The following is a 25,295-nucleotide window of genomic DNA, read 5'->3' on the forward strand; positions in this document are numbered from 1 at the left end:
TATAAACCAACTAAAAATGAAAACTTATAAATTTTTGTTTAAAGTGTTATTTTTTAGCATTTTAAGCGTAAATACTTTTGCACAAGTAAAAGACAACAAAAATCAAATTAAAGAACCAACCGGCGAAAATAATATGGCCTATAAATGGTCGCAAATCGCAATTGTTGCCACTGGTAATGATACTGATAGATTTAAACCAAGACCAACAGTGACTTCCCGTTTTTTAGGATTAACATTTGTTGCTGTTTTTGATGCCTGGAGCCGTTATGATCAAAAAGCAATTCCTGTATATTTAAAAAATACAGAAAGAAGACCTAATAAAGAACAGACACTCAAAAATAAGGAGATTGCTATCAGTTATGCGGCCTATAATGCATTATGTGAATATTATTTTTCAGACAAAGACTTGTTTGTCGCTTTTATGGTCAAATTAGGACTCGATCCTAATGATAAATCACTAGATCCCAAAACACCGGTTGGAATAGGAAATTTAGCCGCAAAAGCAGTAATTGAAGCAAGAAAACATGATGGATCAAATCAATATGGAGAAGAAAATGGTTCAAATGGAACTCCTTATTTTAACTATGTAAATTATAATCCAGTCAATACTCCAGACGAAATGAAGGATGTAATTCATTGGCAGCCAAAATATTTTTCAGATGGAAAAGGCGGTAAGTTTGCACCAGGCTGCGCTACTCCATTTTGGAACAAAGTAAAGCCTGTAGGATTAAAATCAGGAGATCAGTTTCGCCCTATACCTCCTCCTGCATTGGATTCTGAACAACTTAAAAATGAAGTTAAAGAGCTACTTGATTTACAATATAATCTTACCAATGAACAAAAAGCATTGGTAGAATTTATGCGGGATGGTCCAAAATCAGTACAACAGGCAGGACATTGGCTAAAATTTGCCCAGGATGTTTCCAGACGTGATAATCATACTTTAGATCAGGATGTAAAAATGTTTTTTTACAATCAGGTCACTGCTATGGATTGCTTTATAGCCTGCTGGGATACAAAAATGTTTTATGACTTTGCACGTCCTTATGCATTAGTACATTATTATTATAAAGATCAGACTATAAAAGCCTGGGGCGGACCAGGTTTTGGAAATATAGAAATGAAAGGTCAGGATTGGCGACCATACTCGCCGGATATTTTTTTATGTCCCGCTTTTCCAGGGTATGTTTCCGGACACAGTACAATTAGTGGAGGTTGCGGTGAAGCATTAAAACTATGGACCGGAAGTGATACTTTTGGAGAATCTGCAATCTGTAGTACGCCAGGATCAATGACAGAGCCAAACAACATCGGAAAACCTGTTGTGCTTAAATTCCCAACCTTTACAGAAACAGCAAATATGGCAGGAATTTCCAGAGTAATGGGAGGCTATCATATCCAGGCAGATAATGTTGAAGGATTAAAGCTGGGCAGAAATGTGGCCCATGAAGTTTGGAAGTTTTATAATCTGCACATTGGAAATAAAACTTTTGAGACAATAGCTGAAAATTGAGTAAGGTTCACAACAAAGTAGCCCAATCTGTAAATGTTTTAATTATGAAAATTAAACAAATAACATTGCTCTTTATAGTCCTTATTGTAATGCAGTCCTGTGATTATTTTTCTAATCCAAATAACAAGATAGTTAAGATTTTGGAAGCCAGAAAAAAAATGTATGATGTAAAAGATAATGCATTTGCTTCAAAAACAGAAGTTGCTTATTATGATTCCATTATAAACAATTCTGATGAAGGTTTCTTTAAATTAACGAACGAGTTAAATAAGGGAAATGCATTATTAAAATTGGGAAAAGAAGCTGAATCTGTAGCCATTATCGAAAGTGCCATCGACAGGATGAAGAAGATAGACGGAAAAGATAATCCGAAATCGCTACATTTTTTGGCCATTGCCTATATGAGACTGGGAGAAAAACAGAATTGTGTAAATTACCACAATCCGGAATCGTGTATTATGCCCATACAAAAAAATGGAATTCATACAATACGTCAGGGTTCTCAAAAAGCAATTGAAATTTATAAGAAATTATTAGCGATAAACCCTGATGATTACGAATCAAGATGGCTGCTCAATGTAGCTTATATGACATTGGGTGGTTATCCGTCAGAAGTTCCTAAACAATGGCTGATACCCAATCTGAATAAAGATTCAGGATACAGTATAAAACCTTTTCTGGATGTTGCTGTAAATGCAGGTATAAAAGGCAGAAATATGTCAGGCGGAGTTATTGTGGATGATTTTAATAACGATAACTATCTGGATATTGTAACCTCCGACTGGAGTCTGGATGGCGTGATGCATTATTATCAAAACGATAAAAAAGGAAAATACCTGGACTATTCCAAAAATTCAAATTTAGGACTTTTCAAAGGAGGCTTAAGCATGATACAAGCGGACTATGACAATGATGGCGATATTGATATTTTTGTTTTAAGAGGGGCCTGGATGCGTAAATACGGACGACAACCCAACTCACTCTTACGCAATAACGGCGATGGTACTTTTACAGATGTAACGATTAAGAGCGGCTTATATTCTGAATTTCCAACTCAGGCTGGTACATGGAATGATTTTAATAATGACGGCTATCTGGACTTATTTATTGGCAACGAATCATCAGATGAATCATATCCTTCAGAATTGTATCTGAATAATCAGGATGGAACATTTACTAATGTGGCGCAAGCCGCGAAATGCGATGTTATCGCTTATATAAAAGGAGCAACAGCAGCTGATTATGATAATGATGGCGATATTGATCTGTTTCTCTCCGGAATGAACAAGAGAAAAATTCTATTAAAAAATAACGGACTCAAAAATGGGATTCCACAATTTACAGATGCTACAGATCAGGCAGGTTTGGCAGGCATTAATGTTATGACTTTTCCAACCTGGTTTTGGGATTATGATAACGATGGCTGGCAGGATATTTTTGTTTGTGGTTATCAGTATAATGGTTCTATTGCAGGCGAAATTGCAATGGAAGCCCTGAACATTCCAAATGAAAGCAGTAAAATGTATTTGTACCATAACAATCATGACGGCACTTTTTCTGATGTTTCTAAAATATCCGGACTAAGTAAAACCGTATTTGCAATGGGCTCCAATTTTGGGGATATCGATAATGACGGTTTTCTGGATATGTACCTCGGAACAGGAAATCCGGATTATAAATCATTATCACCGAATCGATTATTTAGAAATATGGGCAATGGAAAATTTGCTGATGTCACAGTTTCCGGCCGGGTAGGAAATCTGCAAAAAGGTCATGGTGTGGCTATTAATGATTTAGATAATGATGGTGACAACGATATTTTTATTGAAGTAGGTGGTGCTTATTTAGGAGATTCTTTCAGTAATTCCTTATACATGAACCCGGGTCAAAACAACAACCGTTGGATAAAATTGCAGTTAGAAGGTACAGAGAGCAATCGTTCCGCTATTGGAACCAAAGTGAAAGTCACTTTCAAAGAAAATGGTGTTTCCAGATCGGTGCACAGGGTCTTAAATTCAGGTGGTAGCTTTGGGGCGTCGGCTTTAAGAATGGAAATCGGAATTGGACAAGCAACAATCATTGATCAAATCGAAATTACCTGGCCAAAAAATCAAAAGAAAAAAGTGTTTAAAAACATAAAGCCAAATCAATACATTAAAATTATTGAAGGCGAAGATACTTTTTCAAAAATAGACCTTAAAAGAACTTCTTTTTCAACTGCCGGAGCACATTCTCCTCTTTGTATTTGAAAAAATTAAATTTAGTTAGAAGCATAAATATGAAAAATATAAAAATAAAAGCAACTTTTTTTAGCCTTCTGGGTTTATTATTGCTTGCCAGCTGTTCTAAAGAATCAAACGAGAAGATCTTTTCTACCTTAGATCGTTCTGACACCGGGATTGATTTTAGTAATAATCTAAAAGAAAATGATTCACTGAATTACTTTACCTACAATTATATTTATTTAGGTGGAGGAGTTGCTACCGGCGACATTAATAATGATGGTCTTGTAGATATCTATTTCACAGGAAACCAGGTATCGAATAAATTGTACCTAAACAAAGGAAATTTAAAATTTGAAGATATTACAAAAAAAGCCGGTGTTAGCGGTGATTCCCGTTGGTATACCGGAGTAACTATGGCAGATGTAAATGGTGATGGTTTTCTAGATATCTATTGTAGTGTAGGAGGGAAATTTGGACCTAAAAACAATGAATTGTATATCAACAATCATAACGGAACTTTTACAGAAAAAGCCAAAGAGTATGGTATTGATGACATAGGAAATAGTGTTCAGGGAACTTTTTTTGATTACGATAAAGATGGTGATTTAGACTTATTTGTAGCAAATTATCCGCCTACAAAATTCAATTCGGCAACGGGTGATTATGTGCAAATGATGCGCCATGTCAAAGACAATGAATCAGGACATTTATATCGAAATGATGGCAATCATTTTGCCAATGTTACCGAACAAGCTGGTGTAAAAAATTACGGATTATCATTAAGTGCTACAATTGGTGATTTAAACAATGACAGTTGGCCTGATATCTATGTTTCTAATGACTTCAACTCGCCTGATTTTATGTACATCAACAATCAGGATGGTACTTTTAAGGAAGTGGTAAAAGAGGCAATGGCGCATAATTCTTTTTACGGAATGGGTGTGGATATTTCTGATTTTAACAACGATGGAAATTTAGATGTTTTTCAGGTAGATATGGATGCAAAAGACAATCGTCGTAAAAAAGCGAACATGTCCAGTATGAATCCAAAACTTTTCTGGGATGTCGTTGATGCCGGTTTTAACTACCAATACATGCACAATTGCATGCAATTGAATACAGGAGTTAATGAAAATGGTATTCCGCATTTTGGTAATGTATCCCGTATTACCGGAACTTCGTCTACAGACTGGAGCTGGGGACCTTTATTCGCCGATTTTGATAATGACGGGAATAAAGATTTGTTTGTAACGAATGGAACCCGTAGAGAAATTAATAACAATGATTTCTTTCATAGTTTAGAAGCGCTCAATCTAAAGCCAAAAGATTTGTTGAAGAAGTCTCAGGAAATTCCTTCGGAGAAAATTGACAATTTTATGTTTCAAAACAAGGGAAATCTAAATTTTGAACAAGCCAATAAAAAATGGGGAATTGAATTCAAAGGTTTTTCAAATGGTGTAGCGTATTCTGATTTAGATAACGATGGCGATTTAGATTTGGTTGTCAATAATATTGATGATTATGCTTCTGTTTTTGAAAATTCAAGTTCGAAACTTAATAATTACATCAAAGTAAATTTTAAAGGAAATACTAAAAATACTTTTGGTTTAGGAAATCGTGTTTACATAAAATTGAAAAAAGGAACTCAAATGCAAGAGCTTACTTTAACAAGGGGTTTTCAGTCGTCAGTCGCTCCTGAATTGCATTTTGGCGTGGGCAAAGACAAAACTATTGACGAAGTAAAAGTTGTGTGGACAAACGGTAAGGTGCAAAAATTATCTAATGTTAAGGTAAATCAAACACTAAGCTTTAAGGAGCAGGACGCCAAAGAAGAAGCAGCTTCAAAAACGACTCCTAAAACTCATTTGTTCGCCACTGAAAATGCAGTTTTTCCGGTTTTCAAACACGAAGAAAATAAATACGATGATTTTAAAGATCAGGTTTTGTTGCCTCATAAAATGTCAACTTTTGGTCCTGCCATTGCTGTAGGTGATTTAAATAAAGATGGTTTGGATGATTATTTTATTGGAGGCTCCGCAACTTACTCAGGAAAAATATTTATGCAGACTGCAACTGGTTTTGCAGAAAAGAAAATTCAGGCGTTCGAAGACGATAAAGCCAATGAAGATACCGGAGCATTAATTTTTGATGCTGATAACGATGGCGATAATGATTTGTATGTAGTGAGCGGTGGTTATGAATTTTTGGTTAACGACTCAAAATTACAAGACAGATTATACCTCAACAACGGAAAAGGCGATTTTACCAAAGCGCCAAAAGGAGTGTTGCCAAACATGTTAACTAGTGGTTCAAAAGTGTATCCTATTGATTTTGATAAAGATGGAAAAAAAGATCTTTTAGTTTTAGGAAGACAGGTTCCGGGACAATATCCGTCACCGGCAACCACTTACTTACTGCACAATATAAGTTCGCCAATTCAGCCAAAATTTGAAGTTTCTAAAAAATCTCCTAAAGAATTTACCAATTTAGGAATGGCAACAAGCGCCGTAGTTACCGACTTTAATAATGACAAACTAGCCGATATTATTGTGGTGGGCGAATGGATGCCGATCCGTATTTTTGAAAACACTAAATCAGGTTTCAAAGAAGTCACAAAAAATATGGGACTTAACGATGATACAACCGGTTGGTGGTGGAGCATTCAGCAAGGCGATTTTGACCATGATGGCGATATGGATTATATCGTTGGAAACAATGGTTTGAATTACAAATACAAAGCAACTCCTAGTGAAACCTTTGATATTTATGTAAAAGATTTTGACAATAATAAACACAAGGATATTGTGTTGAGTTATTATAATGATGGCAAGCAATATCCCGTGCGTGGCCGTGGCTGTTCGTCTCAGCAAATTCCAAATATCAAGAAGAAATTTAAAGACTACGAAAGTTTTTCAGAAGCGACCCTTGTTGATGTTTATACAGAGAAATCACTTAAAGAAGCCTTACATTATAAAGTAAAATCATTTGCCAGTATTTATTTAGAAAATAAAAACGGCAAATTCATCATTCACGAACTTCCAGTTGAAGCACAGCTTAGCTGCATCAATCAAATAATGGTTGACGATTACGATAAAGATGGTAAACTTGATGTTTTAATAACGGGTAACATGTACAACTCCGAAGTAGAAACTCCAAGAAACGATGCTGGTCACGGATTGTTTTTAAAGGGAGATGGCAAAGGTAAATTCAAATCAATTGCAGCAGTTGACAGCGGATTTTTTACTCCGGGCGATGTTAAAAACATGGAAAAAATTCAGGTAAAAGGCAAAAACTATCTCTTGGTCACAAAAAATAATTCGTTTTTACAAAGCGTAAGGATAAATTAAAACCTTAGCCGAAACATCTTATAAAACTTTTTATACAATACTTACAAGATCCAAAGAGGTCTTGTAAGGAATTGTTATATACAGAATTTAATGTTTTAAGCTAAATCATCTTTTTTTCTAAAATTTAATAACTCATTTTTTAGAAAATAAAACCAAACCACAATCATGAAAAAAAAAGCATCATTATATATATCAGTTATGGCGTTCATTTTTATCGTTTTTCAAACCCAAAAAATGACCGCTCAGGGTTGTGTAGCTGTTCGCCAAATGGGTGGACTCTATATGAATTCTGCCAGTTCTTATAATCTGGGCAAAGGCGAATTTCAGGTCGGGACAAATTACCGTTATTTTCATTCCTGGAGACATTTTGTTGGGAAAGAAGAACAATTGGAGCGTCAAACTACCGGCGGCGGACATGACGACAATGGCGTTGAACAAGGTAATGCCGTAAATATTTATTCGCATGCACTGGATTTTAATTTTTCGTACGGAATCACCGATAGAATCCAGATCAACGCTACTTTACCTTATGTACACAATGAACGTTCTCAGGTATTAAGACAAGCAACGCCTGTAAAAGATACACTTAGATACAGCGTTTATGCACAAGGTTTTGCAGATGCAAGGATAAGTGTAAATTATTGGTTTTTTGATCCTAAAACGGCTCATAAAGGCAATTTAATGCTGGGATTGGGAGTAAAGCTAAATACAGGAAGCCATTCTAAAATGGATGACGCACCTCAAACTGACGGAACTACAAAAAGCGTAATAATGGATCAGGCCATCCAGCCAGGTGATGGCGGAATTGGAATCGCGGCAGAAATACAAGTATTCAGACAATTAACTGGTCGTCTTTACGGATTTGCAAACGGCTATTATTTATTCAACCCAAAAGAATCCAACGGTACTTTTAAATCACCACCAAAAGCAGGTTTAGAAGGCTATGAAATTTATGCTTGTCCGGATCAGTATTTTGCAAGGGCAGGTTTGTCTGCAGCTGTAGATAAAAAAGAAAATTTCAGTGTTTCGCTGGCTGGTAGAATTGAAGGAATTCCAGCTTATGATGCTTTTGGAGGACAAGTAGCTTATCGTCGCCCCGGCTATGTTATAGCAATAGAATATGGTTTTGCGTATCATATCGGGAAACACAACTTTAGTTTGTTTATCCCTTATAATATCGTAAAAAACCGTATCCAAAGCGCTGCTGATATTGCCAGTCAGAATTTGCAGAATTCGGTTATCACTGATCCGGCCAAATATGTGCATGTGCAGGGAGATGCTGCTTTCGCAGATTATTCTATCAATTTAGGATACTCGTACCGATTTAGTTTGGGCAAAAAGATGAAACTAACAATGCCTTAATAGCACATCATATTGTAGTAAAAATTTATTATCTAATTACGAAACAAATGAAAACTACTTTTAACAATTTCTATTTCTTTTTAAGTAAAAAAATGGAAAAATACGGTGTCAGCTTAATGCGCATTGCTCTTGCGATAATTTACATTTGGTTTGGAGTTCTGAAAATCCTCGGAATGAGCCCTGCTGGTGATTTGGTAGAGAAAACCGTTTTTTGGATCAGACCAGAATTTTTTATTCCAATTCTTGGAATTTTTGAAGTCTTCATCGGAATAGGATTACTTATAAGAAAATTGATACCAAAAACTATTATGTTGCTGTTATTACATATGACAGCAACACTTTTTCCTTTTTTTATTCTAAAATCCAGTTGTTTTGAGGTCTTCCCTTACGAACCAACTTTGGTTGGTCAATACATTATCAAAAATCTCGTTTTGGTTGCGGGAGCACTTGTTATAGCTGGAAAATATAATGAGGATTATTATGTAGAAATGAATTTGAAAAAAGAGCAGGAAAAATTTGCAGCAAATACTCAAACACATAATCATCAAATTCTAAACGAATAAATGATATTTCAGCAAAGTACCAGCCTAACTACTTCCTTAATTTAAATTTCAATATTTAAAATCAATACTAACAATATGTTATTAGAAAAATATTTAAAGTTATTATTATATTTCTTCTTTTTACTTAGCGCCCAAATGCAGGCGCAACAGCAAAATTTGAATGGGATAGTCGTAGATGGTAAAAACGATTTGCCCTTGAGCGGCGTAACAGTTCAGTCAGAAATGGAGGAAATTATGACCAATGAAAGGGGCGAATTTGTAATTCAGAATCAAAAATTACCAGTTACAGTAACATTGAGTTATATAGGATATAAGACACAGGAAATTATAGTGAATTCGTTTGATTTATTGAAAGTAAAATTAATCAAAGATTCCAATCAATTAGATGAAGTCCTGATTTCAAGTGGCTATTTGTCCCAAAAAAAATCGGAGTTTTCGGGTTCTGTTACTACGGTTTCGGCAAAGCAATTGCAGAATCGCCCAACCACTAGTTTTGACCAGCTATTAGGCGGTCAGGGAACAGGAATTGATGTAATTCAGTCTACAAGCGTATTAAACAATACACCAGTTATTAGGGTTCGGGGTTTAAACACCATTACATCCGGACTTTTTCCTTTAATTGTGGTAGATGGCGTAGCCGTTTTCACGGGTTCTTTGGGTGGATTTGTAGGCAACAATCCGTTATCCGGAATTAATCCGAATGATATTGCAACTGTCGATGTACTGAAAGATGCTTCGGCTGCTGCCATTTATGGTTCCAGAGCAGCAAATGGCGTTATGGTTATTACCACCAAAAAAGGAAAAAAAGGAAAAACAAGATTTAATTACAATACCTGGTTCAGCCGAAGCACGCCTTATAATTTGCCTAAATTATTAAATGCAGAAGATTATACGATGATCAAAAATGAAGCTTTGGTCAATGCAGGTAAAGCCCCTGGTTTTTTCTTGTCCAAAAATCCGGATGGAAGCACAGTCGATACAAATTGGTATGATGCCGCCTACGAACCTGGAATTTCCAGCAATCAGAATATCAATATTTCAGGAGGTAATGAAACCACTCAATATTATTTTTCAGCAGACTACTCCAACCAAAATAGTTTTATAAAAAACAACACTTTTCAAAATTACATGACACGATTAAACCTGAGTCATGAAGTCAATAATTTTATCAGGGTAGGTGTGAACATTTCTTATAGCAGGGCTAAAAACGTAGGCCCGAACACGGGTGCTGTAGCAGGAAACACCTTATCATCATCCACTTATAACACGGAATATATTACCAATGAACCTTTAGGGAGAATGACCTATGTTTTACCTCCCAATGTACCGGTTTACAATGCGGATGGTTCTTATAGTATTCAAAACGGAATAAGTGTAGGTTATGGCGCCAATATTCCGTCGATTATAGGTACCATAAACGCCTACAATCTGGCAATGGTGCAGGAACTCGATCTGACAACTTCGATCAGTAAATCGCTTTTAGGAAATGTATATGGAGAGTTTGATATCACCAAAAAACTAATCTTTAGAACCAGTTTTGGATTGAATACGATTGGTCTGGAAAATAAATTGATTTTAAATCCAATTCACGGTGGAGGCGCTGCATATAACGGTGTGGCAACAAACATCGCAACCGATTTATCAAGAACCGACTGGGCAAATACCCTTACCTACAAAGATTCTTTTAAGGAAAACCATAACTTCACTTTTCTGTTGGGTTATGAAAGAATTAAAACGACGCTGGATAGCTGGGGTGCATCTCAGAGTAATGTCACAGACCCATACTATAAAAATTATCAGGGAAGTTACGCGAATATTTCTCCCATTGGTAATGATCTTGCGGAGAATGCTTTACTGTCCTATTTTACTAACGTAAACTACAATTTCAAAAACAAATATTTCCTGAGCTTAAATTATAGAATTGATGGTTTATCAGCTTTACCTGAAGGAAATAAATATGGTAATTTTGGAGGGGGTTCTGTAAGCTGGAACTTATTAGAAGAGTCTTTCTTTAAAGATTCTAAAGTGAGAAATTTTCTGAACAACCTGAGACTAAGGGCTAGTTATGGTATTGTCGGAAATAGTGAAATAGGAAATTATCCTGCTATCGGAACGTATAATTCATCTACGTATGGCGGCGCGCCAACCTTAGGATATTCACAAACGGCTAATCCAAATCTAAAATGGGAAACAAGTTCAAAACTCGATTTAGGATTGAATTTCGCCATGCTGAACAATCGCATTTCGATGGAGTTTGATTATTTCAACAACAAAATAAGAGATTTAATCCTGAAAACGCCACAATCACTTTCAGCTGGAATTCCGAATAATTATATCAATGAAAATGTGGGAGGTATGTACAATACAGGCTTTGAAATTGGTATTAACGCATTGGCTGTTACAACCCGCGATTTCAACTGGAATGTAAGCCTGAATCTTTCTACGCTTAAAAATAAAGTGACCTCCTTAACCAGTGATGTGTTTGTACCAAGTGTTTTTGGTGTACAAAATATGACGAGAGTAGGGTATTCTATCGGGTCAGTTTTTGCAGTGCCGACAAAAGGTGTAAATCCGGATAATGGCCAAATGGTTTTTATAAACAGCGAAGGCAAAGAGGTACAGTACAATCATATAGGTTCTCCAAAATGGACGTATCTCGACGGTACCGCTGCTCCGGCAATCGACAATTACAAAGATGGTGTGATACAGGGGCCTTCTTTGCCTAAATTGTTTGGTGGTTTAAACAACACTTTCAGTTACAAGAATTTTGTGCTGAACGTAAATATGACTTTCGCACAGGGCAATAAATTGTATAACGGAACCCGAGCCACCAACTCCGATCAGCGTTACTTCAACAATGGAGAATTTATTAAAAACAGATGGACAACTCCTGGCCAGATTACTGATATTCAAAAGTTGTATTACGGCGATAATGTTTCTGCGGGTTTTTCATTTTCCAGCACTTCGAAGGTTGAAGACGGTTCTTATCTGAAATTCAAAAATGTGTCTTTAGGCTATAATGTGCCAATGGAACTTTCTTTCCTGAAAAACACTTTCAGTTCGATTTACGTATATCTGCAAGGAAACAATTTATACACATTTACCAAATACAGAGGTTCTGATCCAGAGGTTTCTATCAACGGAAATTCAATTAATTCAGGAAAAGATCAAAATGTTCCACCTAATTCCCAGGTTTATACTGTCGGTTTAAATATTGGATTTTAATTAAAAGCAAAGACAATGAAAAAATATATTTTAATGAGCTGTTTTATTCTAATGTTTATGACGGCCTGTAATGATGATTTATTAGACACCAAACCAGAAACCAGCATTCCTGAATCAATAGCCTTTAGTACTCCGGATAAAATTTTGGCGCAGACTAATAACTTATACAAACAATTGCAAAACCAAAGTTTTTATGGCGGCCGGTTTATTGTTTTTAATGAACAGCGTGCCGATCAATTTGGGCAGAATGACGGAAATGCCGCAACAGGTTCTGCGGTATGGAATCAAAATGTAGCCTCGACAAATGATTTTGTAAACAACGTTTGGTCAGTAGGATATACTGCCATTAATGCATCTAATATTCTAATCAGCAAAATGAATGAAACCACGGTGATTTCAAAAGAGCTGGCCAAAAACTATATTGCCGAAGCCAAATTTGTTCGTGCCTTTTGTTATTTTAGTTTGGTGCAGACTTATGCCAAACCATATAATCAGGACAAAAGTTCTTTAGGACTTCCTTTGCGATTGACACCAATCACTACTTCTGGAAATAATGATTTAGCGCGAAGTTCTGTTGAAATGGTGTACAACCAGATTCTGAAAGATTTAGATGAAGCCGAAACAGATTTACCGGTTAGTTATGCAACGCCATTACTCAATACTTCAAGAGCAAAAAAAGCTACCGCAATTGCATTAAAAACAAGGGTTTTATTGGTACAGAATAATTTTGACAAAGTAATTTCAGAAGCTAAAAAAATCGTTTCTGCTACTCCGCCTTTTCAATATGCCGAAGGAAATTTAACCCAAAAACTAGAGTCTAATTATGTCGCAATTTTTGGAGGAAGTTATACCGGAACTGAAGCTGTTTTTTCGATTCCTTTTGCCAATTCTACTACCGAAACTCCTTCAGCGCAATATGCTTTGGCTTATAATTATTTAACACAGCCGATTATCTTTCTGGCAGCTGCAGGAATTGTGAGCGATCCGGTTTTTAGTTCTGCCGCTGATGCTCGCTCGGGCCTTATTGGAACTAGTGCAGCCAATCAAAAAGTATTGAAAAAATTCAGTGTCACCACAGCACCTTTCAGAGATTATGTGCCTGTAATTCGTTATGCCGAAATACTCTTAAATTATGCCGAAGCCACTGCCAATTCTAATGATTTGGTACTGGCAACAGCATTATTAAAAGCAGTACGAAATCGTTCAGACCCAAATTATGTTTTTCCAGTAAATGACATTGCAACAAAAGAGGCATTGCTTACAACCATACAAAAAGAACGAGATATTGAGTTTTTAGGCGAAGGTTTCCGATTGATGGACCTGCAAAGAAAAGTACAAACGCTGCCCGCCAAAAAAGGTTCTATCGGAACAGCTCCTTTGGTGCTGCCAACCAGCAGTAATTATATTTGGCCTATACCAAGTGGGGAAATCTCCACAAATAAATTAATGGTGCCAAATCCTTAAATACGTGCTTCATTTTTTATATAAAATGCTCAATTTATAGGATTCCTATATTTCGTATTCGGCTATTTTTGAGAGCTTGTTAACAGGAATTTTTTCCATTTAACATTCAAAACCTAATTATCTAATTTAACCAAAAAGGTTCTCTAAAACATATAAAATGAGATTACGATTTATAGCTGCGGCTTTGTTTTCCGTATTTTTTCAAAGTTCTTTTTCACAAACAAATCCTTCGACAGAAAAAAGAATTCAACAGTTAATTAAGAAAATGACTTTGAAGGAAAAAGTCGGCATGCTGCATGGAAATTCTAAATTTTACACGGAAGAAATAAAACATCTCGGAATTCCGGAATGGGCCTTATCAGACGGACCACACGGAGTACGGGCAGAAATGAATCGTCACAACTGGAAATATACAGGACAAACAGATGATGCTTCGACCTGTTTTCCTCCGGGAACGGCCATGGCCGCAAGTTGGAATCTGGAATTGGCAAAACAACGCGGTATTGTTTTGGGTGAAGAAGCGCGTTTTCGTAAAAAAGATGTTTTGCTAGGGCCTGGAATCAACATTATTCGTTCTCCGCTTTGCGGACGAAATTTTGAGTATTTGAGCGAAGATCCATTTCTTATTTCGCAGCTTTCCATTAATTATATCAAGGCTTTGCAAACTCAGGATGTTGCGGCTTGTGTGAAACATTTTGTTGCTAATAATCAGGAGGAAAATCGTTTTGTTGTTGATGTGACGATGAGCGAACGCGCTTTACGCGAAATTTATCTGCCAGGTTTTAAAGCTTCCATTGTAGATGCAGGAGTGTTGGGTGTTATGGGTGCTTACAATAAATTCAGAGGTTCCTATTGTACCGAGAATGATTATTTAGGACGAACACTTTTACGTGATGAACTTAAATTTAAAGGTGTTTATATGTCGGACTGGGATGCTGTTCACAGTACTGAAAAGGCGGCTTTGGCTGGTTTAGACTTAGAAATGGGAACCGAAAAAGAAAATTATAACGACTGGTATTTCGCCGATCCTTTGATTAAGGCAGTACAGGAAGGCCATATAAAAGAAAGCCTCGTAGATGAAAAAGTGGCCAACATATTAAGAGTTATGATTAAAACGAAAGTTTTAGATCCAAAAACAAGAATAACAGGTTCTATAAATACAAAGGAACATCAACAGGCGGCCTATCGTTCTGCTGTAGAAGCGGTTGTTTTACTGAAAAACGAAAAACAAACTTTGCCGTTAAATATGAGCGCGATAAAATCAGTAGCGATTATTGGTGATAATGCAACTCGTACCCATTGCGGTGGTGGATTTAGCTCAGAAATCAAGGCTTTATATGAGGTAACACCACTTCAGGCCATAATCACTAAATACGGAAAATCGATGCAGATCAATTTCGCGCAAGGTTACGAAAAACAATCTCATGTGGTGGAAAGAAGCAGCGACGGTCAGTTAAACACTGATAAAGTAGATTGGAAATTAATCGAAGATGCAGTGGCTCAGGCCAAAAAATCGGAGGTAGCCATTGTTTTTGCAGGTCTAAACCATGATTTCGATTCCGAATCATTTGACAGAATGCACATGCGTTTGCCATACGGACAGGAAACTTTAATTCAGGAAGTCGCCAAAGCAAACCCGAGAACAATCGTCGTAATTATTGCTGGCTCTCCACTAGAACTGGCGGGCATTGAATCACGTGTGCCTGCGGTAGTTTGGGGATGGTATGGCGGAATGGAAGCCGGTAACGCTGTGGTTGATGTATTGAGCGGAAAAGAGTTTCCTTCCGGAAAACTGCCTTTTACAATGCCTGTTACTTTAAGCCAATCTCCGGCACATGCTTTAGGAGCCTATCCGGGGCACGATTTAAAAGTAAATTATGAGGAAGATATTTTGGTAGGTTATCGCTGGTTTGACACCAAGGGAATTGCCCCTCAATATCCTTTTGGTTATGGCTTGTCTTATACTTCTTTTGAAATCTCGAATGTAGCGTCTGATAAAAAAACTTACGGTGTCAATGATGAAATAACAGTAAAATTGAATATCAAAAATACAGGTAAAATGGATGGTGCAGAGGTAGTTCAATTGTACGCTGGCCAAACGAGTTCATCTGTCTTAAGACCTAAAAAAGAATTAAAAGCATTTGATAAAATATTCCTGAAACCAGGAGAGCAAAAAACAGTTGATTTAAAAGTAAAAGTAAAAGATTTGGCTTTTTACGATGAGAAGACTTCGGGCTGGAAAATTGAGCCGGGTGAATTTGTACTTTATACAGCAACATCAGCAGAGAATATTGTGAATAGTCTAACTATTATGGTACAATAAATTTATTTTAAAAAAAATAAGGTTTCTATTTTTTGCAGTAGTATAGTTTTGTGGGGAAAACTATATTACTGTTTTTTTTGCATGTACTTTGCGTTAAATTTAACCGCAAGGCACGCAAAGGGATTACCTAACTAATTTCCTCTTCTTTCCCTTAAATCTTTTTCAATCTGAATTTCCAATTTCCTGTCTATAACATAAAAACAGAGTAAAACGGCGCTTATAATGAATATAAAGCCAGGATAGATACTTACGCACAATTTAATTCCATCTACTGCTGCCGGTACCTGATTGACTTCCTCTGCTACATAACCGTATTTAGATAAAAAAGCCGCACCCAGGGCACCGCCGATACTAATCCCTATTTTTAGTCCAAAAATCATGGCCGAAAAAACAGTAGCAGTCGCTCTTCGATTGTTTTTCCATTCGCTGTAATCGGCTACATCAGCAATCATAGCCCATAATAACGGAATCGTTACTCCATAAATAAATCCGTGTGCCAATTGGGTCAGAAAAACCATTACAATAGCGGTTCTGCTGTAAAAATTAAAAAGCAACAAACTTATAGCGGATAAAAAAATGAAACTGATGTAAATATTTCTTTTACCAAAAGAATCTGCGAGTGATTTCGAGAACAAAATTCCAAAAATCATAAAAAGAATTCCCCCGGCATTAAAAAGACTAAAGGCAGAAGTTGGAGCATCTTTTGGCCACTGAAAATCAACTAATCCCATTGAAATTAATGAATTGTTCAGATCGTGAATAAATGCAGTAAAACCAATATCCTTCAAAAAAACAGTTTGCGCTACGGGATCTAAATAATATTTAAAATAGAAAACATACATTCCGCCTTTTAAAGATAAGGTGATAAAAACAAGAATGGTAACAAGCAACATAACCAGCCAGGGACCGTTTTTAGATAAATCGATAAAATCCTGCTTAACCGAAGATTTCTGATTCTCCGCAGGTATAATTCGTTCTTTGGTAGTAAAAAAAGTAATCAATAAACAAATTACTCCTGTAACGGCAAATAGAATCATTGTATTTTTAAAGCCAACTGCTTTATCGCCATGTCCTAAAATTAAAACCAATGGCAATAAAAGGGACTGAATTATAAATTGAGCGATCATCACGGCTACAAAGCGATAGGAGGAAAGACTATTTCTTTCTTTCATGTCGCCAGTTAAAACACCACTTAAAGCAACATAGGGTAAATTATTAGCAGAGTAGATGATAACCAGGAAAAAGTAAGTCAATAAGGTGTAAATTATCTTGCCATTTTCTCCAAAATCGGGAGTTAAAAAAGAAAGAACAGCACCAATTCCAAAAGGTAAAGCCGTCCATAATATCCAGGGCCTGAATTTTCCCCAGCGGGTTTGGGTACGATCAGCAATAACCCCCATAATGATATTAAAAAAAGCACCGATAAAACCTCCAATAAAAATGATGATACTTGCTGTTCCGGCAGGAATTTTATAAACATCGGTATAAAAGAAAGCTAAAAAGGTTAGCAGGGTCTGAAAAATCAAATTCGCCGCAAAATCTCCTAAACCATAACCAATTTTTTCCAGTACAGAAAGCTTTTGAGAAGTATTGCTCATCAATATACTGGTTGCTTTTTTTCTGCTTATCACCATCGTGTTGATTGAAATTTTTTTAGAGCGATGTTTAATTATAAAAATAACGTTTCGTTTTCATTTCATTTTAATAAAATGTTAAACGTAAAAATAGCTTGAAAGTTGAAATAAGATTGTCAATTTTGAAGCCTTTAATAGCACATTTGAAGCATTCTTTAGTTATGGCAAATCTATTAAATTTAAATTGCTATTTTAGCTTTTGATTTAAAAAACAACTGAAAATCAACACCATTATTCACACTTTTTTCATTTTATTTATATGCGTATTCTCTATCTTTTATTAATCGTTTCCTGTTTTTTTATTGGTTGTAATAAAAAACAGCATACTGAAGAGTATCACAAATATACCAACGATTTAATTAATGAGACGAGCCCGTATCTTTTGCAGCATGCGCACAATCCTGTTAACTGGAAAGCGTGGAATCAGGAGACACTAGACCTGGCAAAAGCAGAAAATAAACTTATTATTATTTCTGTAGGCTATTCTGCCTGCCATTGGTGTCATGTTATGGAAGAAGAAAGTTTTGAAAATGAGGCTGTAGCCAAATTAATGAACGATAATTTTATCAGTATAAAAGTAGATAGGGAAGAGCGCCCGGATATTGACCAGGTTTATATGAATGCCGTACAATTAATGACCGGCAAAGGCGGCTGGCCCTTAAACTGTATTGCACTTCCTGATGGACGTCCTATTTTTGGAGGCACTTATTTTACCAAAGAAGAATGGACAAAAGCCCTAACGGAACTTTCTGGTTTGTATAAAAACAATCCCAAAAAAGCGAATGAATATGCAGATAAATTAGTGGCAGGCATTCAGAAATCACAATTAATTTCGGTTAATAATAGTCAGGCTAATTTTAAAAGTTCAGAACTTTCTGAAGCCGTAAAACTATGGCAAGAGCAATTAGATTATAAGGAAGGCGGCTTGGTTGGGGATGCTAAATTTCCGATGCCAAACGCATTGAGTTTTCTGCTTCGCTATAGCACTCAGAATAAAGACAAAGCGATTCAAACCTATGTGGATACCACACTCAAAAAAATGGCTAATGGCGGAATTTACGATCATATTGGTGGTGGTTTCTCCAGATATTCAACTGATGTAAAGTGGCATGTTCCCCATTTTGAGAAAATGCTCTATGACAATGCGCAATTAGTGAGTTTATATGCTGATGCGTATCTGGCTACTAAAAATGAGTTGTATAAAAAAACGGTAGTTGAAACCCTGAATTTTGTAGAAAAAGAACTTGTGGCTCCAAATGGTGCTTTTTATTCTTCCCTGGATGCTGACAGCAAAAACAAAGAAAAAAAACTGGAAGAAGGAGCGTATTATGTTTGGAAAAAAGAAGAATTACAAGCGCTTTTAAAATCTGATTTTTCTCTTTTTCAAAAGTATTTCAATAGTAATGAAAATGGTTTATGGGAAAATGGGAACTATGTTTTATTTAAAACGCAATCAGATAAAGACTTTGCGCTCCAAAACAAATTGACTTTAACAGAACTGGATGTTAAAATAAAAAACTGGAAACAAATACTTTTAACAGCAAGAAACAAAAGATCAAGACCTCATTTAGATGACAAAACCCTGACTTCATGGAACGCTTTAATGATAAGGGGCTATATTAGTGCTTATCGTGCATTTAAGAATCCACATTATAAGGAAATTGCTTTAAAAAACGCCAATTTTATTCTGGAGAACCAGCTTCAAAAAGACGGAAGTTTATACCACAGTTATAAAGACGGCAAAAGCAGTATTGTTGGTTTTTCAGAAGATTATGCTACCGTTATAGACGCTTTTATTGCGGTGTATCAGATTACACTTGACGAAAAATGGCTCAACAAAGCGAAGCAATTAACGGATTATACCATGACTCATTTTCTGGATAAAAAATCGAACCTTTTTTATTTTACTTCTAATGCTGCAACAGGTTTAATTACCAGAAAAATGGAAATCGCTGACAATGTAATTCCGGGTTCTAATTCTATTCTGGCTCAAAATTTATTTTTATTAGGACATTATTACTCAAATGATACGTATTCCAAAACGGCACAGCAGATGTTGAATAATGTAAAAGAAGAAGCCTTGCAGTCACCAACGGAATATTACAATTGGCTGAATTTAATGCTCAATTATACCGGCAATTATTATGAAGTTGCCATTTCAGGCAAAGATGCTTTGACTAAAACCAGTCAGCTTCAGAGTTATTATTTGCCTAATATTCTGATTGCAGGAGCGACTAAAGAAAGTAAGTTGCCTATTTTAGAAAATCGCTTTGCAGACGATCAGACTTATATTTATGTCTGCGTGAACAAGACTTGTAAAATGCCTGAAAAAGATGTCGCTGTAGCGGTGAATAAAATAAAAAATGGTTTATAGCGAATAGTTATAAATCAATTGCTTAGTCTAAGACTTCATCATATCCTTGTTTTTCTTTTTCAAAGTGAATTTTGAAATTAATTGGTTAAGTTCCTGTTTAAACTTGGACGCAACCAGTTGTTTTTAATTGCTTTCATATTTTTTAACTTATAGTATCAAATGTTATTGATTTTCAAGTATTTGATATTATTTTTTTATTCTTTTAAATTTTTACGAGTTATTAAAAAAAATAGATGGAAGTCACTTTATTTTTCAAAATTCCCTTTTAAAACAATCCTCATAATATATTTAATTCATTATTTGTTTGATAAAAATATGTAGAATGTTTTTTATTGATAATTTTTTGACGATTCATAAATAAAATAATTAGACAACCGGTTGTGTATTAATTGTTTTTGCTTATATTTGTAGTAAATACGCTTATAAAGATTTATAAAATTGTTTATGCAATTACCTCATAAAGACTTTGAGTTTAGATTTAAAAATTAATGTTGGTTATAAGTGTTATTCTACAAAATTGGTTTGTAACTAAGTGTAAGTATTAGTTTTTAAATTAAAAGCCGAAAGCTTCATCACTTTCGGCTTTTTCATTACGTTCGAATTATACGATCTGTAATTCGATTAGGATAAAAAGATAATAATAACAATGAATTAATAAAATCATGAAGTTTAAAATTATTTTAGTGTTTTTTGTTCTGCTCAGTTCCTGCCATTCCTGGTCGCAGCAACTACAATTGCAATCTCCAAATAGAAAAATTGCAATGTCATTGCATGCTATGGATTCTCAAAATCAGGGAGAATGGTATTTGAAGGTATACTATCAAACCAATACTAATTTATCTGAAATAATTCCAAAAATAAGCTTGGGACTTTCAAGAAGCGATCAGGATTTTTCGGGAGAACTTCATTTTTTAAAAGCCACAAATCCGCGAATAATAAAAGAGCATTATGGACTTCCTTTCGGCAAAAAAGCCACACGTGTAAATACAGCTAATGAAGTAATTGTTTCCTTTGAGAATCCAAAAAAAGCAAAATTAAATCTAATTATAAGAGCTTATAATGATGGTATTGCCTTTCGATACGAATTTCCTGAGAAGCAGGGAGCTTATACTATTAATGATGAGTTGACGGCGTATGAGATACCAAAAGACCATAAGAGATGGCTGGAAAAATGGAACCCGGCAAATGAGGGTTTGTATGCCGCCACAAGTGATGATAAAATTATACAGCAGGAATGGTGCTATCCGGCACTGTTTAATGCATCAGGTCAATCGTGCTGGTATTTGCTGCACGAAGCTGATCTGGACCGTAATTACTGCGGAACAAAATTAAGCAATACAAAAGACAGTAATACTTATAAACTTACATTCCCTGATCCAAAAGATGGCAGAGGAAAGGGTGAATCTAAACCTGCTATTTCACTTCCGTGGAAATCACCGTGGAGAGTCATTACTATGGGGAGTTTGTCTGATATTGTCGAAAGTACTTTGATTGAAGATGTATCAACGCCAACTCGTTTTAAAACTACCGACTGGGTAAAACCGGGAAAAGTATCGTGGAATTACTGGTCCAGCAATCATGGAACCAAAGATTATAAAACCGTATGTGAGTTTGCTGATTTAGCCGTAAAAATGAATTGGCCCTACACGCTTCTGGACTGGGAATGGGATAGTATGGCAAATGGCGGAAATTTGGAAGATGCCTTAAAATATATCCATTCTAAAGGAATAAAACCATTGATGTGGTATAATTCGGGAGGAGATCATACGTGGGTGCCTTCTACTCCAAAAGACAGGATGCTTACGCACAAAAACAGGGTTGAAGAATTTACAAAACTTAAAAAGCTGGGTGTTGTTGGCGTTAAGGTTGATTTTTTTGAAAGCGAGAAACAGGATATGATCCAATATTATCTTGATATTTTAGAAGATGCTGCCCAGTTTGAAATGATGGTTTATTTTCATGGCTGTATTGTACCACGGGGCTGGTCACGCACTTATCCGAATTTAATGACATACGAAGCGGTTCGGGGAGCAGAATGGTATAATAATGGCCCTGATTTTTCAACTACAGCACCGGAACATAATACCATTTTGCCCTTTACAAGAAACGTAGTAGGAGCAATGGATTATACGCCGGTTACTTTTACGAATTCGCAATATCCGCATCATACTTCTTACGGACATGAGCTGGCGCTTTCCGTAATTTTTGAATCTCCTTTGCAACATTTAGCCGACAGGCCGGAAGGATATTATGAACTGCCTGAAGAAGCTAAAACCTTTTTAAAAGAAGTACCTACAGCGTGGGACGACACAAAGCTTATTGACGGTTATCCGGGTCAGGAAGTTATAATGGCTCGTCGAAAAGGAAATGCTTGGTATGTTGGAGGAATTAGTGCTTCTGAAAACAAAGAAACAACAAAGAAACTCCACTTCTCATTTTTAAAAGAAGGAGTTAATTATCGTGCCGTCTTAATTGCTGATGGCGATCATGATAAGACTTTTGCTTCACAAGTGATAGAAGTCGATAAAAATTCAACTATCGATATTAAAGTCCTTCGCAGAGGAGGTTTTGCTATTTCATTAACTCCAATAGATAAATAACCTAGTTATGAAAACAACTATTTACATTTTAATTTTAAGTTTTTTGTCCACTTCACTTAGTGCGCAGCAGTATAAAAAACATGCTGCAAGCAAGGATGGATTATCTATAGACTTATCTGAAGGAGTGCTAAACATATTTCCTCTTACCGAAAAATCGATCCGCATACAATATCAAATCGGAAATAAAAAAGAAGAACAAGAGTTTGTTTTGATAAATAAACCGAATGTACCTGCTTTCTCATTAAAGGAAACTGCTGCCAGTTTAGAACTCAGCACAAAAAGTATTGTAGTTACGTACAATAAAAAGACAGGCGTACTAGCGTATAGTGATAAATCAGGGAATGTATTTCTTAGCGAAAAAGCAAATACAAGGCTATTGAAGCCTGACCTAATTATGGGAGAACCTTGTTTTATCGCTGAACAAGGTTTTGAATCTCCTGAGGATGAATATTTATTCGGATTAGGACAGTTTCAGGATGGTTTTTATAATTTAAAAAATACCACCAGAAAATTAATTCAGGTGAATACACAAATCGCCATTCCGTTTTTGGTATCCAATAAAGGGTATGGTTTGTTATGGCATCAATATGGGCTAACTTATTTTAATCCAACAAGTCAGGAGATCACTTTGGTTAAGAATAGTAAAAATGAAGGGGAGAAAAATGAAGTTGAAGTGACAACAACTTCGGGCACGCAGAAAGTTTCACAACAACAATCCATCTATTCCGGAGATTTTTCTGTAGCCAAAGAGGGTGAATATTCGATATTTCTGGATTTTGGAGACATGGATAGCCGTCATTTAGTCTTGATTGATGGCATTGACGTAATTAATCAATCTAATTTATGGTTGCCACCGGCAGTGAGTAAATTAGTTCACTTAAAGGCAGGAGAGCATACGGTAAAAGTAATTTGTAAATCGACTAATACGCCATCTCTTAGTCTTAAACTTTCTAATAACGAAACGGTTTTTAAATCTCCCAATGCAAAATCACTTGATTATGTCGTTTTTGCAGGAAATAATACAGACGAAATTATCGCCAATTACCGCAATCTTACCGGTAATGTTCCTATGTTGCCTAAATGGGCATTTGGATTTTGGCAATGTCGTGAGCGTTATACTTCCGGAGAGCATTTGGTTTCAACTATAAAAGAATTTAGAAAACGTAATTTACCCGTGGATGTAATTGTACAGGATTGGCAATATTGGGGTAAATATGGCTGGGGAGTGCCAAAGTTTGATGAAACAAATTATCCGGAACCTGAAAAATTCATAAAGGAAATTCACAATTTAAAGGCTCATTTTTCTATTTCTGTCTGGGAAAATCTAAATAAGGAATCTGAAATTGCTAAGGAATATCTATCCAAAAAATTATTTATATCAAACAGTCCCTGGATTGATATTTATAATCCGGAAACTCAGAGAACACATTGGAATGCACTAAATAAAAATTTATTTGCACTGGGAGTAGATTCCTGGTGGATGGACGCTACCGAACCTGAAAATGATGCCTTAAGAGGCAAACAGACTTATTTTGGATTGGGTGATTTTTACCGATTAACCTATCCATTATTTGTTAGTAAAGCTGTTTATGAAGGTCAAAGAAATACTAATCCCGAAAAGAGAGTCGCCATTCTTACCCGTTCTGCCTTTTTAGGACAGCAGCGTTATGCGACAATCAACTGGTCAGGCGATATAGGCTGGGATTGGGATGCCTATAAACGTCAAATAGTGGCGGGCTTAAATTACAATCTTACCGGAATGCCGTATTGGACGACCGATATAGGTGGTTTTTTTCGCCCGGGACCCACACAATACACAGATGAAAAGTATCATGAAATACTAACACGTTGGTTTCAGTGGGGTGTATTCAACCCCATATTTCGCATCCATGGTTATCAAACAGAAACTGAGCCCTGGAAATATGGTGAAAAAGTAGAAAATAATATGCGTTCCATGATGAATCTTAGATATCAATTGCTCCCTTATATATACTCTGAAGCCTGGCAGATCACTAAGAATAATTCAACATTGATGCGGCCGCTGGTTATGGATTTTAATGAGGACCCAACTGCTGTCAGTACGGCTTACCAATATATGTTTGGCAAAGCATTCTTAATAGCGCCCGTTACCGCGCCCAATGTTACCAATTGGGATGTTTACCTGCCAAGACAAAATGCCTGGTTTGATTTCTGGACCGGCAAGCGATTTGAAGGAGGGCAGACGATTTCAACTCCTGCACCATTGGATAAAATTCCAGTTTTCGTAAAGGAAGGTTCAATTGTAGCGATGGGAAATATAATTCAGGATACAAATTCGAAACAGGACGAACTTGAAATTCGGATTTATACCGGTAAGGATGCAGCGTTTACTCTTTATAATGATGAAGGCGATAATTACAATTATGAAAAAGGAAAACATACTGAGATTCCTATAGTCTGGAACGAAAAAAATCAAACCCTGACTTTAGGAAAACAAATAGGTAGCTATAAGAATCAAACAGCAGTATATACCATGAATATTGTCTGGATCTCCGGAAAACAAAACGATATCATTTCTGAAACAATAAAGTATGTTGGAAAGAAAGTAGTAGTAAAAAGACAGATTAATAAATGAATTCAATGATATAATTACCACAGCATTCCCTATTAACTATACAAACCAAAA

At 35.9% G+C, this 25,295-nt stretch carries 12 protein-coding genes; 11 read left to right on the forward strand and 1 reads right to left on the reverse strand.

Going from position 1 to position 25,295, the window contains the following annotated elements:
• The first annotated feature begins 16 nt into the window (after positions 1-16).
• The 8 genes from ASC72_RS17290 to ASC72_RS17325 all read left to right on the forward strand — a co-directional run bounded on the left by ASC72_RS17290 (position 17) and on the right by ASC72_RS17325 (position 16,022).
• The gene (locus ASC72_RS17290; protein ID WP_056193467.1) at positions 17-1,513 is read left to right on the forward strand and encodes a vanadium-dependent haloperoxidase; all 1,497 of its coding nucleotides are present in this window, start codon (positions 17-19) and stop codon (positions 1,511-1,513) included.
• Between the two features lie 44 nt (positions 1,514-1,557).
• A complete protein-coding gene (locus tag ASC72_RS17295) occupies positions 1,558-3,762 on the forward strand; it encodes an FG-GAP-like repeat-containing protein (protein WP_131725835.1) in 2,205 nt (734 codons plus the stop codon).
• 29 nt (positions 3,763-3,791) lie between these two features.
• Positions 3,792-7,085, forward strand: coding sequence for a VCBS repeat-containing protein (locus tag ASC72_RS17300; RefSeq protein WP_056193472.1), 3,294 nt, complete (start codon positions 3,792-3,794; stop codon positions 7,083-7,085).
• 165 nt (positions 7,086-7,250) lie between these two features.
• The gene (locus tag ASC72_RS17305) at positions 7,251-8,447 is read left to right on the forward strand and encodes a hypothetical protein (protein ID WP_056193475.1); all 1,197 of its coding nucleotides are present in this window, start codon (positions 7,251-7,253) and stop codon (positions 8,445-8,447) included.
• A gap of 47 nt (positions 8,448-8,494) precedes the next feature.
• Positions 8,495-9,010 (forward strand): hypothetical protein, encoded by a 516-nt coding sequence (locus ASC72_RS17310; protein WP_056193478.1) that lies wholly within the window; start codon positions 8,495-8,497, stop codon positions 9,008-9,010.
• A 75-nt stretch (positions 9,011-9,085) separates the two neighbouring features.
• On the forward strand, positions 9,086-12,235 hold the full coding sequence (locus ASC72_RS17315) for a SusC/RagA family TonB-linked outer membrane protein (protein ID WP_056193485.1): 3,150 nt from the start codon (positions 9,086-9,088) through the stop codon (positions 12,233-12,235).
• A 15-nt stretch (positions 12,236-12,250) separates the two neighbouring features.
• Positions 12,251-13,699: a RagB/SusD family nutrient uptake outer membrane protein gene (locus tag ASC72_RS17320; protein WP_056193486.1), complete on the forward strand. Its 1,449-nt coding sequence runs from the start codon at positions 12,251-12,253 to the stop codon at positions 13,697-13,699.
• Between the two features lie 157 nt (positions 13,700-13,856).
• Entirely contained in the window at positions 13,857-16,022 is a 2,166-nt protein-coding gene (locus tag ASC72_RS17325) for a beta-glucosidase (RefSeq protein WP_056193490.1), read from the forward strand.
• A gap of 131 nt (positions 16,023-16,153) precedes the next feature.
• On the opposite strand, the gene ASC72_RS17330 is transcribed toward ASC72_RS17325, so the two are convergent.
• Positions 16,154-17,620 (reverse strand): MFS transporter, encoded by a 1,467-nt coding sequence (locus ASC72_RS17330; protein ID WP_056193628.1) that lies wholly within the window; start codon positions 17,618-17,620, stop codon positions 16,154-16,156.
• A 295-nt stretch (positions 17,621-17,915) separates the two neighbouring features.
• Here ASC72_RS17330 and ASC72_RS17335 point away from each other — a divergent pair, with 295 nt between their 5' ends.
• From ASC72_RS17335 to ASC72_RS17345, 3 genes are all read left to right on the forward strand, one after another.
• Positions 17,916-20,030 carry a thioredoxin domain-containing protein gene (locus ASC72_RS17335; RefSeq protein ID WP_056193493.1) on the forward strand — a complete coding sequence of 705 codons (2,115 nt, stop codon included), beginning with the start codon at positions 17,916-17,918 and terminating at the stop codon, positions 20,028-20,030.
• 662 nt (positions 20,031-20,692) lie between these two features.
• On the forward strand, positions 20,693-22,630 hold the full coding sequence (locus ASC72_RS17340) for a glycoside hydrolase family 97 protein (protein ID WP_198528516.1): 1,938 nt from the start codon (positions 20,693-20,695) through the stop codon (positions 22,628-22,630).
• Positions 22,631-22,637: 7 nt separating this feature from the next.
• The gene (locus ASC72_RS17345; protein WP_056193498.1) at positions 22,638-25,244 is read left to right on the forward strand and encodes a TIM-barrel domain-containing protein; all 2,607 of its coding nucleotides are present in this window, start codon (positions 22,638-22,640) and stop codon (positions 25,242-25,244) included.
• Positions 25,245-25,295: the final 51 nt, after the last annotated feature.

This window comes from Flavobacterium sp. Root420 (genome assembly GCF_001427905.1).
In the GTDB taxonomy this organism is placed as follows: Bacteria; Bacteroidota; Bacteroidia; order Flavobacteriales; family Flavobacteriaceae; genus Flavobacterium.